General features: G+C 39.9%; 26 protein-coding genes and 1 other annotated feature. All 26 genes read right to left on the bottom strand.

Annotation, left to right across the window (positions count from 1 at the left end; translation table 11 throughout):
- Position 1: 1 nt before the first annotated feature.
- Complete coding sequence (gene rpsC / locus NQZ71_RS01595) at positions 2-658, bottom strand: 30S ribosomal protein S3 (protein WP_127742415.1); 657 nt, start codon at positions 656-658, stop codon at positions 2-4.
- Between the two features lie 3 nt (positions 659-661).
- Positions 662-1,003 carry a 50S ribosomal protein L22 gene (gene rplV / locus NQZ71_RS01600; protein ID WP_127742413.1) on the bottom strand — a complete coding sequence of 114 codons (342 nt, stop codon included), beginning with the start codon at positions 1,001-1,003 and terminating at the stop codon, positions 662-664.
- Between the two features lie 18 nt (positions 1,004-1,021).
- Entirely contained in the window at positions 1,022-1,300 is a 279-nt protein-coding gene (gene rpsS, locus NQZ71_RS01605; RefSeq protein WP_127742411.1) for a 30S ribosomal protein S19, read from the bottom strand.
- Positions 1,301-1,360: 60 nt separating this feature from the next.
- Positions 1,361-2,191, bottom strand: coding sequence for a 50S ribosomal protein L2 (gene rplB / locus NQZ71_RS01610; protein WP_127742408.1), 831 nt, complete (start codon positions 2,189-2,191; stop codon positions 1,361-1,363).
- Between the two features lie 29 nt (positions 2,192-2,220).
- Complete coding sequence (gene rplW / locus NQZ71_RS01615; RefSeq protein WP_144458335.1) at positions 2,221-2,505, bottom strand: 50S ribosomal protein L23; 285 nt, start codon at positions 2,503-2,505, stop codon at positions 2,221-2,223.
- Complete coding sequence (gene rplD, locus NQZ71_RS01620; protein WP_127742403.1) at positions 2,505-3,128, bottom strand: 50S ribosomal protein L4; 624 nt, start codon at positions 3,126-3,128, stop codon at positions 2,505-2,507. Before rplD ends, rplW begins: the two co-directional genes overlap by 1 nt.
- Positions 3,129-3,156: 28 nt before the next feature.
- Positions 3,157-3,783: a 50S ribosomal protein L3 gene (gene rplC, locus NQZ71_RS01625; protein WP_127742401.1), complete on the bottom strand. Its 627-nt coding sequence runs from the start codon at positions 3,781-3,783 to the stop codon at positions 3,157-3,159.
- A gap of 38 nt (positions 3,784-3,821) precedes the next feature.
- A complete protein-coding gene (gene rpsJ / locus NQZ71_RS01630) occupies positions 3,822-4,130 on the bottom strand; it encodes a 30S ribosomal protein S10 (RefSeq protein WP_009336571.1) in 309 nt (102 codons plus the stop codon).
- A 388-nt stretch (positions 4,131-4,518) separates the two neighbouring features.
- Positions 4,519-5,706, bottom strand: coding sequence for an elongation factor Tu (tuf, locus tag NQZ71_RS01635; RefSeq protein ID WP_260055502.1), 1,188 nt, complete (start codon positions 5,704-5,706; stop codon positions 4,519-4,521).
- Between the two features lie 111 nt (positions 5,707-5,817).
- Positions 5,818-7,893 (bottom strand): elongation factor G, encoded by a 2,076-nt coding sequence (gene fusA / locus NQZ71_RS01640; RefSeq protein WP_127742397.1) that lies wholly within the window; start codon positions 7,891-7,893, stop codon positions 5,818-5,820.
- Between the two features lie 45 nt (positions 7,894-7,938).
- Entirely contained in the window at positions 7,939-8,409 is a 471-nt protein-coding gene (gene rpsG, locus NQZ71_RS01645; protein WP_127742395.1) for a 30S ribosomal protein S7, read from the bottom strand.
- Positions 8,410-8,450: 41 nt separating this feature from the next.
- The gene (rpsL, locus tag NQZ71_RS01650) at positions 8,451-8,873 is read right to left on the bottom strand and encodes a 30S ribosomal protein S12 (RefSeq protein WP_127742393.1); all 423 of its coding nucleotides are present in this window, start codon (positions 8,871-8,873) and stop codon (positions 8,451-8,453) included.
- 103 nt (positions 8,874-8,976) lie between these two features.
- On the bottom strand, positions 8,977-9,225 hold the full coding sequence (locus NQZ71_RS01655) for a 50S ribosomal protein L7ae-like protein (protein ID WP_144458337.1): 249 nt from the start codon (positions 9,223-9,225) through the stop codon (positions 8,977-8,979).
- Positions 9,226-9,414: 189 nt separating this feature from the next.
- On the bottom strand, positions 9,415-13,014 hold the full coding sequence (gene rpoC / locus NQZ71_RS01660) for a DNA-directed RNA polymerase subunit beta' (RefSeq protein WP_260055501.1): 3,600 nt from the start codon (positions 13,012-13,014) through the stop codon (positions 9,415-9,417).
- Positions 13,015-13,134: 120 nt separating this feature from the next.
- A complete protein-coding gene (rpoB, locus tag NQZ71_RS01665; RefSeq protein ID WP_275009677.1) occupies positions 13,135-16,695 on the bottom strand; it encodes a DNA-directed RNA polymerase subunit beta in 3,561 nt (1,186 codons plus the stop codon).
- 245 nt (positions 16,696-16,940) lie between these two features.
- Entirely contained in the window at positions 16,941-17,546 is a 606-nt protein-coding gene (locus tag NQZ71_RS01670; protein WP_144458341.1) for a class I SAM-dependent methyltransferase, read from the bottom strand.
- Between the two features lie 128 nt (positions 17,547-17,674).
- Entirely contained in the window at positions 17,675-18,037 is a 363-nt protein-coding gene (rplL, locus tag NQZ71_RS01675) for a 50S ribosomal protein L7/L12 (RefSeq protein WP_127742383.1), read from the bottom strand.
- A 61-nt stretch (positions 18,038-18,098) separates the two neighbouring features.
- Positions 18,099-18,599 (bottom strand): 50S ribosomal protein L10, encoded by a 501-nt coding sequence (gene rplJ, locus NQZ71_RS01680; protein WP_144458343.1) that lies wholly within the window; start codon positions 18,597-18,599, stop codon positions 18,099-18,101.
- Between the two features lie 29 nt (positions 18,600-18,628).
- Positions 18,629-18,773, bottom strand: a sequence feature (ribosomal protein L10 leader region).
- Between the two features lie 59 nt (positions 18,774-18,832).
- A complete protein-coding gene (rplA, locus tag NQZ71_RS01685) occupies positions 18,833-19,522 on the bottom strand; it encodes a 50S ribosomal protein L1 (protein ID WP_127742379.1) in 690 nt (229 codons plus the stop codon).
- A 114-nt stretch (positions 19,523-19,636) separates the two neighbouring features.
- On the bottom strand, positions 19,637-20,062 hold the full coding sequence (gene rplK, locus NQZ71_RS01690) for a 50S ribosomal protein L11 (RefSeq protein ID WP_141434103.1): 426 nt from the start codon (positions 20,060-20,062) through the stop codon (positions 19,637-19,639).
- Positions 20,063-20,235: 173 nt separating this feature from the next.
- Positions 20,236-20,769, bottom strand: coding sequence for a transcription termination/antitermination protein NusG (gene nusG / locus NQZ71_RS01695; RefSeq protein WP_275009676.1), 534 nt, complete (start codon positions 20,767-20,769; stop codon positions 20,236-20,238).
- Positions 20,770-20,955: 186 nt separating this feature from the next.
- Positions 20,956-21,138, bottom strand: coding sequence for a preprotein translocase subunit SecE (secE, locus tag NQZ71_RS01700; RefSeq protein WP_127742375.1), 183 nt, complete (start codon positions 21,136-21,138; stop codon positions 20,956-20,958).
- 51 nt (positions 21,139-21,189) lie between these two features.
- A complete protein-coding gene (gene rpmG / locus NQZ71_RS01705; RefSeq protein ID WP_127742373.1) occupies positions 21,190-21,333 on the bottom strand; it encodes a 50S ribosomal protein L33 in 144 nt (47 codons plus the stop codon).
- A 107-nt stretch (positions 21,334-21,440) separates the two neighbouring features.
- Complete coding sequence (gene sigH / locus NQZ71_RS01710; protein WP_127742371.1) at positions 21,441-22,100, bottom strand: RNA polymerase sporulation sigma factor SigH; 660 nt, start codon at positions 22,098-22,100, stop codon at positions 21,441-21,443.
- A gap of 70 nt (positions 22,101-22,170) precedes the next feature.
- Complete coding sequence (locus tag NQZ71_RS01715; RefSeq protein WP_127742369.1) at positions 22,171-22,680, bottom strand: NYN domain-containing protein; 510 nt, start codon at positions 22,678-22,680, stop codon at positions 22,171-22,173.
- Positions 22,681-22,682: 2 nt separating this feature from the next.
- A complete protein-coding gene (gene rlmB / locus NQZ71_RS01720) occupies positions 22,683-23,426 on the bottom strand; it encodes a 23S rRNA (guanosine(2251)-2'-O)-methyltransferase RlmB (protein WP_144458345.1) in 744 nt (247 codons plus the stop codon).
- Positions 23,427-23,436 lie beyond the last annotated feature (10 nt).

The following is a 23,436-nucleotide window of genomic DNA, read 5'->3' on the forward strand; positions in this document are numbered from 1 at the left end:
ATTATTTGCCTCCTTCCTCAGTTTTCTTCTTCGTTGGAAGGATCTCTCCACGATAGATCCAAACTTTAACGCCTAATTTACCATAAGTAGTATCTGCTTCAGCTGTAGCATAATCAATGTCAGCACGTAGAGTGTGCAAAGGAACAGTTCCTTCACTATATGACTCAGAACGAGCGATATCTGCACCGCCAAGACGACCTGATACCATTGTTTTAATACCTTTAGCACCCGCACGCATTGAACGTTGGATAGCTTGTTTTTGAGCACGACGGAAAGATACACGGTTTTCTAATTGACGAGCAATGTTCTCAGCAACAAGTTTTGCATCCATGTCCGCTCTTTTGATTTCAAGAATATTGATGTGTACACGTTTACCAGTAAGTGAGTTAAGAGCTTTACGTAAAGCTTCAACTTCTGTACCACCTTTACCAATAACCATTCCTGGTTTAGCAGTGTGAACAGTAACATTCAAACGGTTAGCTGCACGTTCGATTTCAACTTTAGAAACAGAAGCGTCATTTAAACGTTTTGTAATGTATTCACGTACTTTAAGGTCTTCGTGTAAAAGATCAGCATAGTCTTTGCCTGCGTACCATTTAGATTCCCAATCACGGATGATCCCGACACGCAAACCGACTGGATTTACTTTTTGACCCACTGATTACCCCTCCTTCTTTTCTGATACAACGATAGTGATGTGGCTAGTACGTTTATTGATCTGACTTGCACGACCCATAGCACGTGGACGGAAACGTTTAAGTGTTGGTCCTTCGTTAACGTATGCTTGTTCAACCACTAAGTTATTGATATCCATTTCGTAGTTATGCTCTGCATTTGCAATAGCAGATTTAAGAACTTTTTCTACGATAGGTGAAGCAGCTTTTGGAGTTAACTTCAAAATTGCTACCGCTTCGCCTACTTGCTTACCTCGAATTAAATCTACGACTAAACGAGCTTTACGAGGAGCAATACGAACTGTATTTGCAACAGCTTTAGCTTGCATATGAATGCCCTCCTCTCATTAACGTCTTGTTTTCTTATCGTCACTTGCATGACCTTTGTAAGTACGGGATGGAGCGAATTCTCCAAGTTTGTGACCTACCATGTCTTCAGTAATGTAGACAGGTACATGCTTACGACCATCATAAACTGCGATTGTTTGACCGATGAATTGTGGGAAGATAGTAGAACGACGAGACCAAGTTTTGATAACTTGTTTCTTATCAGACTCACTTAATTTTTCGATCTTTGATAGTAAATGATCATCAACAAAAGGTCCTTTTTTTAAGCTGCGACCCATGAGTGAACCTCCCTTCGTGATTGTTCTACGGTTCTAGTTATGAACCGTAGTTCAACCCCGTTATTTTTTACGGCTACGTACGATAAATTTATCTGATTTGTTTTTCTTCTTGCGAGTTTTAGCACCAAGAGTTGGTTTACCCCAAGGAGACATTGGTGATTTACGTCCGATTGGAGCGCGTCCTTCACCACCACCGTGTGGATGGTCGTTAGGGTTCATTACAGAACCACGAACTGTTGGGCGTTTGCCTAACCAGCGAGAGCGTCCTGCTTTACCAATCTTAATTAATTCGTGTTGCTCGTTACCTACTTGACCGATTGAAGCGCGGCATGTAGCAAGAACTAAACGAACTTCACCAGAATTTAAACGTACAAGTACGTATTTACCTTCTTTACCAAGAACTTGTGCAGAAGTACCTGCAGAACGAACCAATTGTCCGCCTTTACCTGGTTTTAATTCGATGTTGTGGATAACAGTACCCACTGGAATGTTAACTAATGGTAGTGCATTACCTGGCTTGATATCAGCCTCAGGTCCTGACATTACTTCTAAGCCAACTTCTAGATTTTTTGGTGCAAGAATGTAGCGTTTTTCTCCGTCTACATAGTTGATTAACGCGATGTTAGCAGATCTGTTTGGATCATACTCGATTGTAGCAACGCGTCCTGGAATGCCATCTTTATCGCGTTTGAAATCGATGATACGATATTGACGCTTATGACCTCCACCTTGATGACGAACAGTTAACTTACCTTGGTTATTACGGCCGCCTTTTCTGTGTAAAGGAGCAAGCAATGATTTTTCTGGAGTACTTGTAGTGATTTCACTAAAGTCAGAAGACGTCATGTTGCGTCGACCATTAGAGGTAGGTTTGTATTTTTTAATCGCCATTTGTGTTCCCTCCTCTTCTCAGTTATATATTAAGCTTCGAAAAATTCGATTTCTTTGCTGTCAGCTGTTAGTTTAACAATTGCCTTACGACGTTTGTTAGTGTAGCCTCCGAAACGGCCCATACGCTTGAACTTACCTTTGTAGTTCATGATGTTAACTTTCTCAACTTCAACGCCGAAAATTTCTTCTACAGCATCTTTAACTTGAGTTTTATTAGCTCTAACATCAACTTCAAACGTATATTTTTTCTCAGCCATTAAGTCAGTAGAACGTTCTGTGATAACGGGGCGCTTAATAGTATCGCGTGCATCCATTATGCAAGCACCTCCTCTACTTTTTCAACTGCTGCTTTCGTCATGATTAATTTATCATGATTTAATACATCTAATACTGTAACATCAGAAGCAGATACAACAGTGATTCCAGGGATGTTACGAGCAGATAATGCTACGTTCTCATCTAGGTCAGCTGTAACGATAAGTGCTTTCTTCTCTACAGATAGATTACCTAAAACAGTTTTGAATTCTTTAGTTTTTGGTGCATCGAAAGCTAGGCTTTGCAATACTAAGATGCTTTCTTCTAATACTTTAGTAGAAAGTGCAGATTTGATTGCAAGTCTGCGTACCTTTTTAGGTAATTTGTAGCTATAGCTACGTGGAACTGGTCCAAACACTGTTCCACCACCACGCCATTGTGGAGATCTGATAGAACCTTGACGTGCACGTCCTGTACCTTTTTGGCGCCATGGCTTACGACCACCACCAGCAACCTCAGAACGAATTTTAGTTTTATGTGTACCTTGACGTAAAGAAGCTCTTTGCATAACAACTGCTTCAAATAGAACGCTGTTGTTAGGCTCGATACCGAATACAGAATCCTTTAATTCGATATCTCCAGCTTGAGTACCGTCTTGGTTGAATAATGCAACTTTAGGCATTCTTGTTTCCTCCTTTCCGGTTTACTAATTATGCTTTAACCGCACTTTTAACTTTTAGTAGAGCTTTTTTAGCTCCAGGAACATTACCTTTGATCAATAGAAGGTTACGCTCAACATCAACCTTAACGATTTCAAGGTTTTGAACAGTTACTTGCTCTCCGCCCATACGTCCTGGTAATGCTTTACCTTTGAATACACGGTTTGGAGCTACTGGGCCCATTGAACCTGGACGACGGTGGTAGCGAGAACCGTGAGACATTGGTCCGCGAGATTGTCCGTGGCGTTTGATTGAGCCTTGGAAACCTTTACCTTTAGATATTCCTGTTACATCTACGATGTCGCCTTCAGCGAAAACATCAACTTTGACTTCTTGACCAACTTCGTACTCTGCTAAGCTAACTTCTCGCAATTCACGAACGAAGCGCTTAGGAGCAGTGTTTGCTTTAGCAACGTGCCCTTTTTCAGGTTTGTTAGACAACTTTTCACGTTTATCTTCGAAACCGATTTGAACAGCTTCATAGCCGTCAGTTTCAATAGATTTCTTTTGAAGTACAACGTTTTGAGCAGCTTCAACTACTGTTACCGGGATAAGATCGCCGTTTTCAGCAAAAACTTGAGTCATACCAATTTTTCTTCCTAAGATTCCTTTGGTCATTTCAGTCACACCTCCTGGTAGTTATATATTTATTTAAATTATAGTTTGATTTCGATATCTACACCTGATGGTAAATCCAAACGCATTAATGAATCTACAGTTTGTGGTGTTGGGTTAACGATGTCGATTAGACGTTTATGCGTACGCATTTCAAATTGCTCACGAGAATCTTTATATTTATGAACCGCACGTAGGATTGTGTAGATAGACTTTTCAGTTGGTAACGGAATAGGTCCAGATACAGCAGCACCAGAGCGTTTTGCAGTTTCAACAATTTTCTCAGCAGATTGATCAAGGATTCTATGATCATACGCTTTTAAACGAATACGAATTTTTTGTTTTGCCATTATTTTCCCTCCTTTTCGCCTATTTTAGAATAGACAGTTCTCCGCAAAAATTTCCCACACACTCGCCATGGCAAAGCGGCCGGGTGTGTCAGCAACCTTCTGCTTCATCGCAGTCAAAGACCAACATTGTCTATTATACATAAACATTGTAAGAAAAGCAATACCTAAATTATTTTTCTTTATACGTTTTGTACACTTTGATTATTATACAGCGACAATCAATATATTTCAACCCATTAATGAATAGTCATAAAATTACAATCTATTCTACTGTGATCATAATTAAATAATAATCATTGAATTTAAAACATATATATAGAAGGAATTAGAAATAACTCTATTCACATAAAAACAGACCGGATTAAACCGGCCTGTTTATTAAAGATTATTATTCAACGATTGTAGCAACTACGCCAGCGCCTACAGTACGTCCACCCTCACGGATAGAGAACTTAGTACCTTCTTCGATAGCGATAGAAGAAATCAATTCAACATCCATTTCGATGTTGTCGCCAGGCATAACCATTTCTACACCTTCAGGAAGGTTGCAGATACCAGTTACATCAGTTGTACGGAAGTAGAACTGTGGGCGGTAGTTTGTGAAGAATGGAGTATGACGTCCACCTTCTTCTTTAGACAATACGTAAACTTCAGCTTTGAATCTTACGTGTGGAGTAATTGTGCCTGGTTTAGCCAATACTTGACCACGTTGGATATCTTCACGAGCAACCCCACGAAGAAGTGCACCAATGTTGTCACCAGCTTCAGCATAATCAAGCAATTTACGGAACATTTCAACACCAGTTACAGTAGTTGATTTTTTCTCTTCAGCAAGACCGATAATGTCGATAACGTCTCCGACTTTAACTTGTCCACGCTCAACACGTCCAGTAGCAACTGTACCACGACCTGTGATAGAGAATACGTCCTCTACAGGCATCATGAATGGTTTTTCAGTGTCACGAGCTGGAGTTGGGATGTACTCATCAACAGCAGCCATAAGCTCGTTGATTTTTTCTTCCCATTCTGCTTCGCCTTCAAGAGCTTTAAGAGCAGAACCTTTGATAACTGGAATGTCATCACCAGGGAACTCATACTCAGAAAGAAGATCGCGAACTTCCATTTCAACTAGTTCAAGAAGCTCTTCGTCATCAACCATGTCACATTTGTTCAAGAATACAACTAGGTGAGGTACACCAACTTGGCGAGACAATAGGATGTGCTCACGAGTTTGTGGCATTGGACCGTCAGTTGCAGAAACAACTAGGATACCGCCATCCATTTGAGCAGCTCCAGTGATCATGTTTTTAACATAGTCAGCATGTCCTGGGCAGTCTACGTGCGCATAGTGACGAGTAGCTGTTTCGTACTCAACGTGTGCAGTAGAGATTGTGATACCACGCTCGCGCTCTTCAGGAGCAGCGTCGATTTGGTCGTAACCTTTAGCTTCACCGCCACCTGCTTTTGCAAGTACAGTAGTGATAGCAGCTGTTAGAGTTGTTTTACCGTGGTCAACGTGACCAATAGTTCCGATATTTACATGGGGCTTTGAACGATCGTATTTAGCTTTTGCCATTAGGAAAATCCTCCTTTGATTTGTAAAAATTAAGTATTGAGCTGTGACATTATATCACAGCTTTATTGCTTACATAGTAGTTATACTTCATTAAAAGGGTAAAATCAATCATTACCCTTTATTTTTTTTGATGATCTCTTCAGAGATTGATTTTGGTACTTCTTCGTAGTGATCAAATGTCATTGAGAACACACCACGACCTTGAGTGCTTGAACGTAAAGTTGTAGCATAACCAAACATTTCTGATAGAGGTACCATTGCACGAACAACTTGTGCGTTACCACGAGCTTCCATACCTTCTACACGTCCACGACGTGAAGTGATGTTACCCATGATATCACCCATGTATTCTTCTGGAATGATAACTTCTACTTTCATGACTGGCTCAAGGATTACAGGATTACATTTTGAAGCAGCATTTTTAAGTGCCATAGAAGCGGCAATTTTAAACGCCATTTCAGATGAGTCGACATCATGGTACGAACCATCAAACAATTTAGCTTTGATGTCTACCAATGGGTAACCTGCAAGAACTCCTCTATCTAATGCATCTTCAAGACCAGCTTGAACTGGAGCGATATATTCACGTGGAACTACCCCACCAACGATTGCATTTTCAAATTCGAAGCCTTTACCTTCTTCGTTCGGAGCGAATTCGATCCAAACGTGTCCGTATTGTCCGCGTCCACCAGACTGACGTGAGAACTTACCTTCAACTGAAGCAGAAGAACGGAATGTTTCACGGTAAGCAACCTGAGGAGCACCAACATTAGCTTCAACCTTGAATTCACGACGCATACGGTCTACTAAAATGTCCAAGTGAAGCTCACCCATACCAGCAATGATTACTTGTCCAGTTTCCTGGTTAGTATGTGCACGGAATGTAGGATCTTCTTCTTGTAATTTTTGTAGCGCAGTTGTCATTTTATCTTGGTCAGCTTTTGATTTTGGTTCAATTGATAATTCAATAACTGGCTCTGGGAATTCCATAGACTCTAGAATAACTAGGTTTTTGTCATCACAAAGAGTATCTCCAGTTGTTGTATCTTTTAAACCTACAGCAGCAGCGATGTCACCAGCATGTACTTCTGTAATCTCTTCACGGCTGTTAGCATGCATTTGTAGGATACGTCCTACACGCTCACGCTTACCTTTAGTAGAGTTTTGTACGTATGAACCAGAGCTCAAAGTACCAGAGTATACGCGGAAGAAAGTTAATTTACCAACATAAGGGTCAGTCATAACTTTAAACGCTAAAGCAGCAAATGGCTGATCATCACTTGATGGTCTTGTTACTTCTTCATCAGAATCAGGGATAGTACCTTTAATAGCAGGTACATCTAATGGAGATGGCAAGTAATCAATAACTGCATCAAGCATTTTTTGAACACCTTTGTTTTTGAAGGCAGAACCACAAATTACAGGGTAGAATTCAACGTTTACAGTTCCTTTACGGATTGCAGCTTTCAATTCTTCTTTAGTGATTTCTTCTCCACCAAGGTATTTTTCCATTAAGTCTTCATCAAGTTCTGCTACTGCTTCAACCAATTTTTCACGGTATTCATCAGCAAGATCTTTGTACTCTTCAGGAATTTCTCGGTCTTCGATATCAGTTCCAAGGTCATTACCATAGAACGTAGCCTTCATTTCAACTAGGTCAATGATGCCTTCGAATTGATCTTCAGCACCGATTGGAAGTTGGATTGCATGAGCATTTGCTTGTAAGCGTTCATGCAATGTTTTTAATGAATAAAGGAAGTCTGCACCAATTTTATCCATTTTGTTAACAAATACAACACGAGGTACACCGTATGTTGTTGCTTGACGCCAAACTGTTTCAGTTTGTGGTTCAACACCAGACTGTGCATCCAATACTGCTACAGCACCATCTAATACACGTAGAGAACGTTCAACTTCAACAGTGAAGTCTACGTGCCCTGGAGTATCGATAATGTTTACACGATTACCTTTCCATTGTGCAGTTGTTGCTGCAGATGTGATCGTGATACCACGTTCTTGTTCTTGCTCCATCCAGTCCATTTGAGATGCACCTTCGTGAGTTTCACCAATTTTGTGGATACGACCAGTATAGTAAAGTACGCGCTCAGTTGTAGTCGTTTTACCGGCATCGATGTGAGCCATGATACCGATATTACGAGTATTTTCTAAGGAGAACTCTCTAGCCATTGGTATTTCTCCTTCCATAAGAAAGTATTTTTGAAATTCTTAATCCTACCAGCGGTAATGAGCAAATGCTTTGTTTGCTTCCGCCATTTTGTGTGTATCTTCACGTTTCTTAACAGATGCACCAGTGTTGTTAGCTGCATCTAGAATTTCGTTAGCCAATCTCTCTTCCATCGTTTTTTCTCCACGAAGACGAGCGTAGTTAACTAACCAACGAAGACCTAAAGTCGTACGTCTGTCTGGACGAACCTCCACTGGTACTTGATAGTTAGAACCACCAACACGACGAGCTTTAACTTCAAGTACTGGCATGATGTTCTTAAGAGCTTGATCGAATACTTCGATTGCCTCTTGTCCAGAACGTTGTGCAACGATATCAAAAGCTGAGTATAGGATAGCTTGAGATTTACCTCTCTTACCATCTATCATCATTTTGTTAATCAAACGAGATACAAGTTTAGAATTGTATATTGGATCTGGTAATACGTCTCTTTTTGCTACAGGACCTTTACGTGGCATTTGATTTCCTCCTTTCAACCGATTGTTATATTATTAGTTTATTATTTTTTTGCTGGTTTTGGTCTTTTCGTACCGTATTTAGAACGACCTTGCATACGACCGTTAACACCAGCTGTGTCAAGAGCACCACGTACGATATGGTAACGTACCCCTGGTAAGTCTTTTACACGTCCTCCACGGATAAGTACAACGCTATGTTCTTGTAGGTTGTGTCCTATTCCTGGAATGTAAGCTGTAACCTCGATACCGTTAGTCAAACGCACACGAGCATATTTACGTAACGCTGAGTTTGGTTTCTTCGGTGTCATTGTACCAACACGAGTACATACCCCGCGTTTTTGAGGTGAAGATACATCAGTTTGTGATTTTTTGAAGCTGTTATAACCTTTGTTTAACGCAGGAGACTTCGACTTCTCTTGAGCAGATTGACGAGGCTTGCGTACTAATTGGTTAATAGTTGGCATTTAATTTTCCTCCCTTCCATTTATGTTTGAAGTCCACACATCCAGGTGGTTCATATTAGGGCAAAAACAAAGTCTTCATGGTTAAGTTCCATAAAAACAGTTTTTAAATATTTATCGCAACAGTCGTCGCGCCTACTTCTATTCCACATGACTTGCCGAGCTTTATCATGGAGTCTACGAGTATGACAGGTACATTTGCTTCTTTGGCAGCTTCCACTACCTTTCCAATTAAAATCGGATCAGCATCTTCTGCTACAATCACTTCCACAACTTTCCCAGTCTTTAACGCTTTTACCGTTTGCTTTGTTCCTACTACTATTTTTTTGGCCTGTGATACTTTTTCATAAGACATAAAATGATATCCTCCAAAGCAACAGGTGAATAGGAGCACCTTTGATATAGTATCATCTATGAAAATAGATGTCAATTCTTTTCCCAAAAAAATTATAGGTTTATTACAATATACCAAGAGCAGTGCTAAAAACTATGGTTATGTCTTTAGCACATGCTTATTGGTATCATATTAATTTATCTCATTAAATTATTCTACTGAAACGGATTCTTCTGTTGTTTCAGCCACTGTAATTGGCTCTGCATTGCGGTATCTTGGCATACCTGTTCCAGCTGGAACTAGTTTACCAATGATAACATTTTCTTTCAGTCCAAGCAGTTCATCACGTTTACCTTTAATAGCAGCATCTGTAAGAACTCTTGTAGTTTCTTGGAATGAAGCTGCAGATAGGAATGAATCAGTTTCAAGAGATGCTTTTGTTATACCTAACAATACTGGTCTTCCAGTTGCAGGCAATTTGCCTTCTCTTAAAGCTTTCGCATTTGCATCAGTAAATTGGTGGATATCTAGTAGTGTTCCTGGTAGTACTTCTGTTTCACCAGCATCAACTACACGCACTTTTCGAAGCATTTGGCGCACCATTACTTCAACGTGTTTATCCCCGATTTCAACACCCTGCATACGATAAACCTTTTGCACTTCACGAAGAAGATATTCCTGTACAGCAGTAACGTTCTTCACTTTGATCAATTCTTTTGGATCTATTGAACCCTCAGTCAATTCTTGCCCTTGTTCTACTACATCATCTATCTTAACTTTAAGTCTAGCAGTATAAGGCGCTGTGTAAGTTCTTGTTTCAAGTTCTCCTTGAACCACGATTTCATGCTGACGGTCTCTTCCTTCGTTGATTCCGACAACAACCCCTGCCATCTCTGTAATTACAGCCTGACCTTTTGGGTTACGTGCTTCAAAAATTTCCTGAATACGAGGTAGACCCTGTGTGATATCGTCTCCAGCAACCCCACCTGTATGGAAAGTACGCATCGTTAACTGTGTTCCTGGCTCACCGATAGATTGGGCAGCGATAATACCAACTGCTTCACCAACTTCAACTTCTTGACCAGTTGCAAGGTTACGTCCGTAACATTTTTTACATACACCATGGCGAGTGTTACATGTAAACGCAGAACGAATCCACACTTCTTTAATGTCAGCTTCTACGATTTCAACAGCAAGATCTTCTGTAATAAGTTCGTTTTCTGCCACAATAACTGCTTTTGTTTCTGGGTGTTTAATTGCTCTTCTTGCATAACGTCCAATTAAACGCTCATCCAATGGCTCAATAATTTCTGTGCCTTCTTTAAGAGCTGCAACAAGCAATCCTCTGTCAGTTCCACAGTCATCATCACGTACAATGACATCCTGAGCAACGTCAACAAGACGGCGAGTCAAGTAACCCGAATCGGCTGTTTTTAGTGCTGTATCGGCAAGACCTTTACGAGCACCATGTGTAGAGATGAAGTATTCCAATACTGTTAATCCCTCACGGAAACTTGAGATGATAGGTAACTCGATGATTCTACCAGCCGGGTTGGCCATCAATCCGCGCATACCTGCAAGCTGTGTAAAGTTAGATGCGTTACCACGGGCACCGGAATCACTCATCATGAAGATTGGGTTTCGTATATCCAATGACTTCATTAGTTTCGCTTGGATGACATCCTTAGCAGCACTCCAGATAGAGATTACTCTGTCATAACGCTCTTCTTCTGTGATTAGACCACGTCTGAATTGCTTCATAACATTATCTACTTTACCTTGTGCTTCATCAATAATTTCTTGTTTTTCTCCAAGAACCACGATATCCGCAACACCAACAGTAATACCTGCTTTTGTTGAGTGTCTAAAGCCAAGATCCTTCATTCTATCAAGCATCTTAGAAGTTTCAGTGATTTTGAATCGCTTGAACACTTCAGCGATGATATTTCCAAGTATTTTCTTCTTGAATGGCTCAATGATTGGCATAGCTTGAATAGCTGCACGTACATCTGTACCTTGCTCCACAAAGAATCTTTCTGGAGTTTTTTCTTCAAGATTAGATTTTGTTGGTTCGTTAATGTACGGGAAAGATTCAGGAAGAATTTCGTTGAATACTAATTTCCCTACAGTTGTCAAAAGAAGCTGGCTGTTTTGTTCTTCTGTGAATGTTTGGTTATTCAAAGAACTTGCACGCACAGCAACACGAGTATGCAAATGAACATAACCATTTTGGTATGCCAATAATGCCTCACTCGTATCATTGAAGATCATACCTTCACCAACAGAGTCTTCTCTTTCAAGTGTCAAGTAGTAGTTACCAAGAACCATATCCTGTGACGGCGTAACAACTGGTTTTCCATCCTTAGGGTTCAAGATGTTCTGAGCAGCAAGCATTAGCAATCTAGCCTCAGCTTGTGCTTCGGAAGACAATGGAACATGGACAGCCATTTGGTCACCATCGAAGTCAGCGTTATAAGCTGTACAAACAAGTGGATGCAAACGGATAGCGCGACCTTCTACTAGTGTTGGTTCAAACGCTTGGATACCTAGTCTGTGCAAAGTCGGTGCACGGTTAAGCAATACTGGATGCTCTCTGATAACTTCTTCTAAGACATCCCATACTTCTGGTTGAACTCTTTCAATTTTGCGCTTAGCAGATTTAATGTTATGCGCCAAACCTTTTTCAACCAATTCCTTCATAACGAAAGGCTTAAATAGCTCTAACGCCATTTCTCTTGGAAGTCCACATTGATACATTTTCAAGTTTGGTCCAACTACGATAACTGAACGACCTGAGTAGTCAACACGTTTACCAAGCAAGTTTTGACGGAAACGACCTTGTTTCCCTTTAAGCATGTGAGAAAGTGATTTAAGCGGTCTGTTCCCTGGACCTGTAACAGGACGGCCACGACGACCATTGTCGATAAGCGCATCTACTGCTTCTTGAAGCATACGCTTTTCGTTTTGCACAATGATACTTGGAGCACCTAAATCCAATAGTCTTTTCAGACGATTGTTACGGTTAATTACACGACGGTATAGGTCATTTAGATCTGATGTTGCAAAACGTCCACCATCCAATTGAACCATTGGTCGTAATTCTGGAGGAATGACAGGAAGAACATCTAAAATCATCCATGAAGGCTCATTACCTGAACCACGGAATGCTTCAAGAACTTCCAATCTTTTAATTGCACGAGTACGGCGTTGACCTTGTGCTGTTTTCAATTCTTCTTTTAAACCTTCTACATCTTTGTTTAAATCGATGTCAGAAAGAAGCTTTTTGATAGCTTCAGCACCCATGGATGCTTGGAACTTAACACCATACTTATCTCGGTATGCACGGTACTCTTTCTCTGAAAGAAGCTGTTTCTTTTCAAGTGCAGTATCACCTGAATCAGTTACTACATATGAAGCAAAGTAAATAACTTCTTCTAAAGCACGTGGTGACATATCTAAAACAAGACCCATGCGGCTCGGAATTCCTTTGAAGTACCATATGTGAGATACAGGAGCTGCTAATTCGATATGACCCATACGTTCACGACGCACTTTTGCACGAGTTACTTCTACTCCGCAGCGGTCACAAACTACACCTTTATATCTTACACGCTTGTATTTCCCACAATGACATTCCCAGTCTTTTGTAGGACCAAAAATACGCTCACAGAATAAGCCGTCTTTTTCTGGTTTTAAAGTTCTATAGTTAATTGTTTCAGGTTTTTTTACCTCACCAAATGACCATGAACGGATTTTATCTGGTGAAGCTAAACCGATTTTCATGAATTCAAAATTATTTACATCCAACAAGGGTCCTACCTCCCTTTTGATCTTCAGGCTAAGCCCTACATACATTTGCTAAAAAAAGTCTAATCTAGGAAGGCTGACCCTTTTTCACTAGTGTCAGCCTTCCTCCAAAATTACGTCAAGTTACTCTTGCATGCCTACTTTTTCTGATGCAGGCTCTTGTGCATCTGGTGCTATAGTTAGAGATTCAGCTTGTTGAATATCATCATCATCTTCTGTATCTCGCATTTCTATTTCTTCTTCTGTGCTAGAAAGGATTTTAACATCCAATCCTAAGCTTTGAAGCTCCTTCATCAATACGCGGAATGATTCTGGAACACCTGGTTCTGGTACATTTTCACCTTTAACAATTGCTTCATACGTCTTCACACGACCAACAACGTCATCTGATTTAACAGTAAGAATCTCTTGTAAAGTATAAGCTGCACCATAAGCCTCAAGTGCCCAAACCTCCATCTCACCGAAACGCTGTCCACCAAATTGAGCTTTACCACCCAATGGCTGCTGCGTAACAAGAGAGTAAGGACCAGTTGATCTAGCGTGAAGCTTATCATCAACCATGTGAGCAAGTTTAATCATGTACATGACACCAACAGATACCCTGTTATCAAATGGTTCGCCTGAACGTCCATCATAAAGTACTGTTTTAGCATCTTGTGCCATTCCAGCTTCTCTAATTGTTTCCCAAACATCTTCCTCGCGTGCACCATCAAATACTGGAGAAGCCACATGGATATTCAGGCTTCTTGCAGCCATACCCAAGTGAAGTTCAAGCACCTGTCCGATGTTCATACGAGAAGGAACGCCTAGTGGGTTTAACATGATATCAACAGGTGTACCATCAGGAAGGTAAGGCATATCTTCTTCAGGTAATATGCGGGAGATAACCCCTTTATTACCGTGGCGTCCTGCCATTTTATCGCCTTCATGAATTTTACGTTTTTGTACAATATAAACACGAACAAGCTGGTTTACACCTGGTGGAAGTTCATCGCCGTCTTCACGGTTAAACACTTTAACGTCGTGGACAATTCCGCCGCCGCCATGTGGTACACGAAGACTTGTGTCACGTACTTCACGTGCTTTTTCACCAAAGATTGCATGAAGCAGACGCTCTTCTGCTGTAAGCTCTGTTACCCCTTTAGGAGTTACTTTACCAACAAGAAGATCTCCATCCTTAACTTCAGCACCTACACGGATAATACCACGGTCATCCAAGTTGCGAAGGGCATCTTCACCAACGTTTGGAATGTCACGTGTAATTTCTTCAGGTCCTAGCTTTGTATCACGAGACTCAGATTCATATTCCTCAATATGGATGGAAGTATAAACATCGTCTTTAACTAATCGTTCACTCATGATGATGGCATCCTCATAGTTGTAGCCATCCCAAGTCATGAAGGCAACAAGGACGTTTCTTCCTAGAGCTAATTCTCCCAATTCCATAGAAGGTCCATCAGCAAGGATTTCGCCCTTAGTCACTCTATTCCCAACAGCCACGATAGGTCTTTGGTTGTAGCATGTTCCTTGGTTAGAACGAATGAACTTAAGCATTTTATATTTATCTAAATTGCCTTTTACTTCTTGGCCGTCAATAACAGTAATTCTTCTTACCCAAACTTCACGCGCTTCTACATGTTCAACAATACCTTCGTGCTTACAAATAACAGCTGCACCTGAGTCTTTACCTGATACATATTCCATACCAGTACCAACTCTTGGAGCTTCTGGCTGCATCAAAGGTACAGCTTGACGTTGCATGTTCGCTCCCATTAGGGCACGGTTCGAGTCATCGTTTTCTAAGAACGGAATACATGCTGTCGCAGCGGACACAACTTGCTTTGGAGATACATCCATATAGTCAATGCGATCGCGCTTAACAACAGTGTTTTCCCCTCTGAAACGTGACACTACTTCTTCATCAAGGAATGACCCGTCATCACCAAGACGAGAGTTCGCCTGTGCAACAACATAGTTGTCTTCCTCATCAGCAGTCAAGTAATCGATATGATTCGTTACTTGGCCTGTTTCTGCATCAACACGTCTGTAAGGTGTTTCAATGAAACCAAAACGGTTCACTTTAGCAAATGAAGACAAGGAGTTAATCAAACCAATGTTTGGTCCCTCTGGAGTTTCGATTGGACACATACGTCCATAGTGAGAATAATGAACGTCACGCACTTCAAATCCAGCACGTTCACGAGTCAAACCACCAGGTCCTAATGCAGACAAACGACGTTTGTGTGTCAATTCAGCAAGTGGATTTGTTTGGTCCATGAACTGAGAAAGCTGTGAGCTTCCGAAGAACTCTTTAATGGATGCAATAACAGGTCTGATGTTAATCAGTTGCTGTGGAGTGATCGTGTTTGTATCCTGGATGGACATTCTTTCACGCACTACACGCTCCATTCTTGATAAACCAATGCGGAATTGGTTTTGAAGCAATTCACCAACAGAACGAAGACGTCTGTTACCTAAATGGTCAATATCATCTGTAAGACCTACACCGTGAAGCAAGTTAAAGAAATAACTGATTGAAGAAATAATATCTGCAGGAGAGATGTTTTTAACAGCTTCCTCCACATATGCATTACTTATAACATTAATTTCTTTTTCTCCATCATCAATAGGTGCATAGATTTTAACCGATTGAACTGTTACATCATCTTCTAAAACGCCAGCATAAGGGCTAAGTGTCTTGAAGCCGATGTTGTTTTCCAAATTAGGAATAATACGGTCCAATGCACGGCGATCTAAAAGTGTACCCTTCTCAGCAATAATTTCACCAGTTTCAGGGTCTACAAGCGTTTCTGCTAGACGTTGACCGAACAATCTATTTTTTATATGAAGCTTTTTGTTAATTTTATATCTACCTACGTTTGCTAAGTCATATCTTTTAGGATCAAAGAATCTTGATACTAATAGACTTTTAGCATTTTCAACAGTAGGTGGCTCACCAGGACGTAATCGCTCATAGATTTCTAATAGAGCTTTTTCCGTACCTTCAGTATTGTCTTTTTCTAAAGTATTTCTCAAGTATTCATTGTCACCGATTAAATCAAGAATTTCTTGATCGGATCCAAATCCTAACGCACGCAATAATACAGTAATCGGAAGTTTCCGTGTACGGTCAATACGTACATATACAACATCCTTTGCATCCGTTTCATACTCAAGCCAAGCACCACGGTTTGGAATTACAGTAGCTGTAAAACCTTTTTTACCGTTCTTATCTAATTTACCATTATAATAAACACTCGGAGAACGCACTAACTGCGAAACGATAACACGCTCTGCGCCGTTAATTACGAACGTACCAGTCTCTGTCATAAGTGGGAAATCACCCATGAACACATCTTGGTCCTTTACTTCCCCTGTTTCTTTGTTAACAAGACGCACCTTTACACGCAATGGCGCGGAATATGTAACATCTCGCTCTTTTGATTCCTCGACAGAGTACTTTGGTTCACCTAAGCTATAGTCGATAAAATCTAATGATAAGTTGCCAGTAAAATCTTCAATTGGTGAAATATCTTGGAACATTTCACGCAATCCCTCATCTAGAAACCATTGATAGGAAGAGGTTTGGATTTCTATTAGATTTGGTAATTCTAAAACTTCACTAATTCGTGCGTAGCTTCTGCGCTGGCGGTGTCGTCCATACTGAACAAGTTGACCTGTCAACTGATTCACCCCTCAAATCAAACGTTATAGTACATCTATTAACATCTTATAAGCAGCATATAACGCTATTTATAAGACAAAAAGAAAAAGGGTTTTCAAAACAAAAAACCGCATTTTTCATATTTCTAGTATTATTTTGTTAGCTTTTCCGAAATCCACCATATTTATACAATAAATAAATAAAAATAATGGATAAAAGAAAAATAATATATTGGCATTATACAATGCTATCACAACGATTCGGACTAGTCAATCCTTTTTGCTTTTATAATAAAATATCCTTTTTGCTTTTCTACAACTTCCACTTCTTGAAACAATTGCTCTAGCTTCTCTAGAGCAGAAGGTGCACCTTGCTTTTTCTGAATTACAACCCACAACTCTCCATTATGGATAAGATGCTCAAAACTTTGCTCAAAAATATCATGGACTACCTTTTTTCCTGCACGAATTGGCGGGTTTGTTAAGATAGCAGCAAATTTATTCCCTTTTACCTGCAACAACCTGTCACTTTCATAAATTAAAACATTATCAATATGGTTGATTTCCGCATTTTCTTGCGCAAGATTCAATGCTCTTTCATTCACATCAACCATGTGTATAGTTCTGCCCTTCCCCTCTTTTGCTACAGAAAGTCCAATCGGTCCATATCCGCAGCCGACATCAAGTATGTCGCCATCCACTTCCGGATATGAAAATGCTTCTATTAATACACGCGAACCGAAGTCGACTTCTTTTTTCGAAAAAACACCGTTATCTGTTTTAAAGCGAAACCTGTTTCCTTTCAGGGTGAAATCCCAATGATTTGGATCACTGCTAACATTTTGGGAACGAGAGTAATAATGTTCAGTCATACTTGACCACCTCCATGGAGAAATTTATAGAAGAATAATACCGAGGATATTGACAAAACTTATTTTAACAGGTGTTCATTTCAAGGTCAAAAAAGCCCGCCTATGCAGCGGGCTTTTCCAAACTAACATTACTTAACTTCAACGTTAGCTCCAACTTCTTCAAGTTTAGCTTTGATTTCTTCAGCTTCTTCTTTAGTAGCTCCTTCTTTAACTGCTTTAGGAGTGTTGTCAACAAGTTCTTTCGCTTCTTTAAGACCAAGGCCTGTGATTTCACGAACAACTTTGATAACTTTGATTTTTTGATCTCCAGCAGATGCAAGAACAACATCAAATTCAGTTTGTTCAGCTGCAGCTTCTCCGCCAGCAGCACCAGCAACAGCAACAGGAGCTGCTGCAGTTACACCGAATTCTTCTTCAATAGCTTTAACTAGGTCGTTTAGTTCTAAAACAGTCATGTTTTTAACTGCTTCTAAGATTTGTTCTTTAGACATTATAAATTTCCTCCTTGTTTTGTATGTGTTTTATTAGGATACTTGATAGTAGCGTAAAAGATTACGCTCCTTGTTCTTCTTTTTGATCTGCAACTGCTTTTGTAGCAAGAGCCAAGTTGCGGATTGGTGCTTGAAGCACGCTGAGAAGCATAGAAAGAAGTCCTTCGCGAGATGGTAGCTCAGCAAGAGCTTTAACATCTTCAACAGAAGCGATATTTCCTTCGATTACACCCGCTTTAATTTCAAGCGCTTCGTGTTTCTTAGCAAAGTCATTAATGATTTTTGCTGGTGCAACTACATCTTCATTACTGAATGCAATAGCGTTAGGACCAGTCAAAGCATCATTAAGACCGCTTAGTTCAGCAACTTCAGCAGCGCGGCGTGTCATTGAGTTCTTGAAAACTTTGAATTCAACGCCAGCTTCACGAAGTTGTTTACGAAGTTCAGTTACTTCAGAAACAGTAAGACCACGGTAGTCAACAACGATTGTTGATTTACTTGCTTTCAATTTATCTGCGATATCAGATACAATTTGCTGCTTTTGTTCGATAATGCTGCTCATCTTTACACCTCCTGTAGAATTACATTCATACCGGCAAATAAAATCCTCCATATCAGGAAAAGACATGGAGGAATATACAATAGTCGTTTACACAACTGTTAAGTCTATCGTATTACCTCGGCAGGAAATTAAGCTTAATGCACCTGCTGTCTTTGGTATAAATGTTTATATTTATTTTAACAACAAGATGAAGTATATGCTATTCATCTTATTTTGTCAAATGCCAATTTTTATCAAACAGTAGAAGGATCTACTTTAACGCCAGGTCCCATTGTTGAAGTAACAGAAACGTTCTTCATGTAAGTTCCTTTAGCTGCTGCTGGCTTAACTTTTTGCATTGTATCAAAAATAGTTGTGAAGTTATCAACTAGTTGAGCATCTTCGAAAGATACTTTACCGATTGGTACGTGGATGTTTCCAGCTTTATCAACACGGTATTCTACTTTACCAGCTTTAATTTCGTTAACTGCTTTTGTTACATCAAAAGTAACTGTTCCAGTTTTAGGGTTTGGCATTAAACCTTTAGGTCCTAATACGCGACCAAGTTTACCAACTTCACCCATCATGTCTGGAGTAGCAACGATAACGTCAAAATCGAACCAACCTTGTTGGATTTTAGTGATATATTCAGCATCTCCAACAAAATCTGCACCTGCAGCTTCTGCTTCTTTAAGTTTTTCACCTTTAGCAAAAACTAACACGCGTTGAGTTTTACCAGTACCGTGTGGAAGAACAACTGCTCCACGGATTTGTTGGTCAGCTTTCTTAGGATCTACTCCTAGACGGAAAGCAACTTCAACTGATGCATCAAATTTTGTAGTGCTTGTTTTTTTAACTAGTTCAATTGCTTCTGCAACTGGGTAAGCTTTAGTACGATCAACTTGTTTGATAGCTTCTAAATACTTCTTACCTTTTTTAGCCATAACATATTTCCTCCTTGAATTGTGGTTTTAGCGGAATTACCTCCCACGAATAAAGGTTGCGACGCTAACAAAAGATGTCGCAACCTTAATCAACAGAACCATATTGGATATGGTTTAGTCTTCAATAACAATACCCATGCTGCGGGCAGTACCTTCAACCATACGCATAGCTGCTTCAACGCTAGCTGCATTTAGATCAGGCATTTTTGTTTCAGCAATCTCGCGTACTTTATCACGCTTAACAGTTGCTACTTTATTACGGTTAGGTTCACCAGAACCAGACTCAATACCAGCTGCTTTTTTCAATAAAACTGCAGCAGGTGGAGTTTTTGTAATAAATGTAAATGAACGGTCTTCAAAAACCGTAATCTCAACAGGAATGATTAAACCAGCTTGTTCAGCTGTACGAGCGTTAAACTCCTTACAGAATCCCATGATGTTAACACCTGCTTGACCTAATGCTGGTCCAACTGGTGGCGCCGGATTTGCTTTAGCTGCTGGAATTTGCAATTTAACAACCTTAATTACTTTTTTAGCCACGAGACACACCTCCTTAAAGTCCGTGATGTGGTAATAGGGGTTTTCCCCTCCCACTCAACACATATGATCTTTATATCATCATAAAGAATTCGACAATATCTTGTCTCTTTATTTGAGACATACTGACCTTTGAAATATTAACACTTTTTCGTGCTCATTTCAAGTTTTTCAGATTAAAATTTTTCAATTTGTGTAAAATCAAGCTCCACAGGAGTATCTCTGCCGAACATATTCACTAAAACCTTCACTTTTGCTTTGTCAGTATCGATCTCTTCAACTGACCCAGTAAAGTTTGCAAACGGACCTTCATTTACCTTAACTGTTTCACCTAATTCAAATTCAATTTCAATGCGTTGCTCGTCAACACCCATTCTCTTAAGGATGACTTGCACCTCATCAGGCATAAGTGGTGTTGGCTTTGAACCAGAACCAGCAGAACCAACAAACCCTGTTACTCCTGGCGTATTGCGGACAACATACCAAGAATCATCTGTCATGACGATTTCCACAAGCACATAGCCTGGGAAAACTTTTCTTTTAACAATTTTTGTCTTGCCGTTTCTTACATCTGTTTCTTCTTCTTCTGGCACGATTACACGGAATATCTTATCTTGCATTCCCATTGTTTCAACGCGCTTTTCCAAGTTAGTTTTAACTTTATTCTCATAACCAGAGTAAGTATGAACTACATACCAATTTTTTTCCATATTAGAGGACTGTTATGTCCGTCCCTCCTTAACGCTTTTACTCTTTATGCCTTATGTAACCTGCTCCTATAAAAAAGAGCTATCGCATAAAAAAGCTTTTTTATTATTTTCAAGCAATGAAAAAACCCGTTTCCGGGCTTTGTGTGTTTCCTATTGTGTTACCATTATACCATGAGTGGACAACAGTTATTCAAGTATTAAACGAATTAGTTCAGAAATTCCCATATCAACAAGTGCAAAGAACACAGAAAAGAATATTACTGTCGCAAGAACAGTGATTGTATAGTTAGTCAGTTCTTTTCTCTTCGGCCAACTAACCTTTTTCATTTCTCTGCCTACTTCACGGAAAAAGTTAACAGTGCGTTGCATTTCGTTACCTCCATATTTAAAAGCGGGTAGCCTGTCTTAAGCAGTAATTTGCTATTTTGTCTCTTTATGAACTGTATGTGCATTGCATGTTTGACAATATTTCTTTACTTCAAGGCGATCTGCGGTTTTGCTGCTCATTGTAGAATAGTTTCTAGAGCTGCACTTCTCACAAGCCAGTACAATCTTATTTTTCATTTAAATTACACCTACTACGTCCTTTATATCTCCCCAAACTGTAACATGGACATGAATGTATGTCAATATTAGTCAGTTATTTGCCTTTTCTTACGAATTCGCTCTTATTAAAGTGAAAACTCACGAATCTCTAAATAACGCTCAAGCTTTCTCTTTACCCTTTGAAGAGCATTATCTATCGACTTCACATGTCTGTTTAGCTCTTCTGAAATCTCTTGATAGGATTGGCCATCTAAATAGAGGGCCAGCACTTTTCTTTCCAAATCACTAAGAAGCTCCGACATTTTCACTTCAATATGGTCAAACTCTTCCTGATTGATAATCAACTCTTCTGGATCTAATATCTTTGCTCCAGAAATAACATCCATTAATGTTCGATCTGACTCTTCATCATAAATTGGCTTATCAAGAGAGACGTAGGAATTTAAAGGAATATGCTTCTGTCTTGTTGCTGTCTTAATAGCAGTTATAATCTGCCTGGTTATGCATAATTCGGCAAATGCTTTAAACGACGAAAGCTTGTCCCCTTTAAAATCACGGATTGCCTTATATAAGCCGATCATGCCTTCTTGGACAATATCTTCTTTATCAGCACCAATTAGGAAATAGGATCTAGCTTTAGCTCTTACAAAATTACGATACTTCTGGATGAGAAAGTCTAATGCATCACTTTCTCCTTTATGAACTAATTCGACCAGTGTTTCATCTTCAAGCTCTAAATACTTCTCAACACTTTCATTGCTTTTACTCCTGTTGTCAGTACTCATACAGATCCCCCCGACCGCGCAATCATGGATAAAACCATTATACAGTAGGGTTTTTTTAAGCGTCAACAACTCATTTTTCGCCACGGCGCCATTTTTCAAATAATTCTTCCATTTCTTTCGAAAGCGGTATCTTGATTACTGGCTTTCTTTCCTTAATTCGCTTCACTTTTTTTTCAATATTTTTTTCTATCTCTGCCATTTCAATCAGAAGCTCTCTTGCTGAGATTCTTAGAGCTCCTTGTCCAAAAATAGCCCACTGTTCCGTAAAGTCAGATGTGGCAACATGGATTTGTGTTCTCCTGTTGCTGAGCTCCTTGGCAAGCTTTTCAATTCTTTCATCAGCCGTTTCATTTTCCTTTGTGAAAATGACCTCAACCTTGGAGTTCTTAAGCTTCTTTTCTGTGCCCCTAACATAATAAGCATCAAAAACGACAATAACACGATAGCCTGAGAATCCCTGATATTCAGCCATTTTCTCTAAAAGAGCATCTCTTGCAGCAGATAAATCCTTGTTTTTCAGCTTGTTGAGCTCTGGCCATGCTCCAATAATGTTATAGCCATCAACTAAGAGTATATCCATTGTTATCCCTCAAGTGGATGGCGTTTACGATAAACCTCATACATTAAGAGTGCTGCAGCTACAGATGCATTCAATGATGTAACTGCTCCTGCCATTGGTAGCTGAATTAGAAAATCGCACTTATCACGGATGAGCCTTCCCATGCCCTTTCCTTCACTTCCAATTACAAGTCCAAGCGGCATCGTCCCATCAAACTGGCGATAATCCTCTTTCCCTTTAGCATCAGTTCCCGCAATCCAGACTCCTCTTTCCTTCAGTTCATCGATTGCTCTAGCCATATTTGTTACCCTAACCACAGGAATATGCTCAATTGCACCTGTTGATGCTTTAGCAACTGTTGCAGTGAGGCCAACAGCTCTCCTTCTTGGGATAATAATACCATGAGCTCCTACAGCATCCGCAGTCCTCATGATAGATCCTAAATTATGAGGATCCTCTATCTCGTCCAGCAGCAAGAAAAATGGTGCCTCATTGCGTTTTTCTGCAAGAGCAAACAAATCATCTATCTCAGCATATTGATATGCCGCTACCTGTGCCACAACACCTTGGTGGTTCGCATCCACTAATGTATCTAACTTTTTCTTTGGTACAAACTGGACAAGCACATTTTCACTTTTCGCCAAACCTATAACAGTTTGCATCTGTCCTTTTTGTGAACCCTCTGCAATAAGGATTTTATTTACATCCCTTTCGGATTTTAACGCTTCAATTACGGCGTTTTTCCCAACAATATAATCATTATCCACTTTTTTGTTC

The sequence above is a fragment of the Niallia taxi genome (genome assembly GCF_032818155.1).
In the GTDB taxonomy this organism is placed as follows: Bacteria; Bacillota; Bacilli; order Bacillales; family Cytobacillaceae; genus Niallia; species Niallia taxi_A.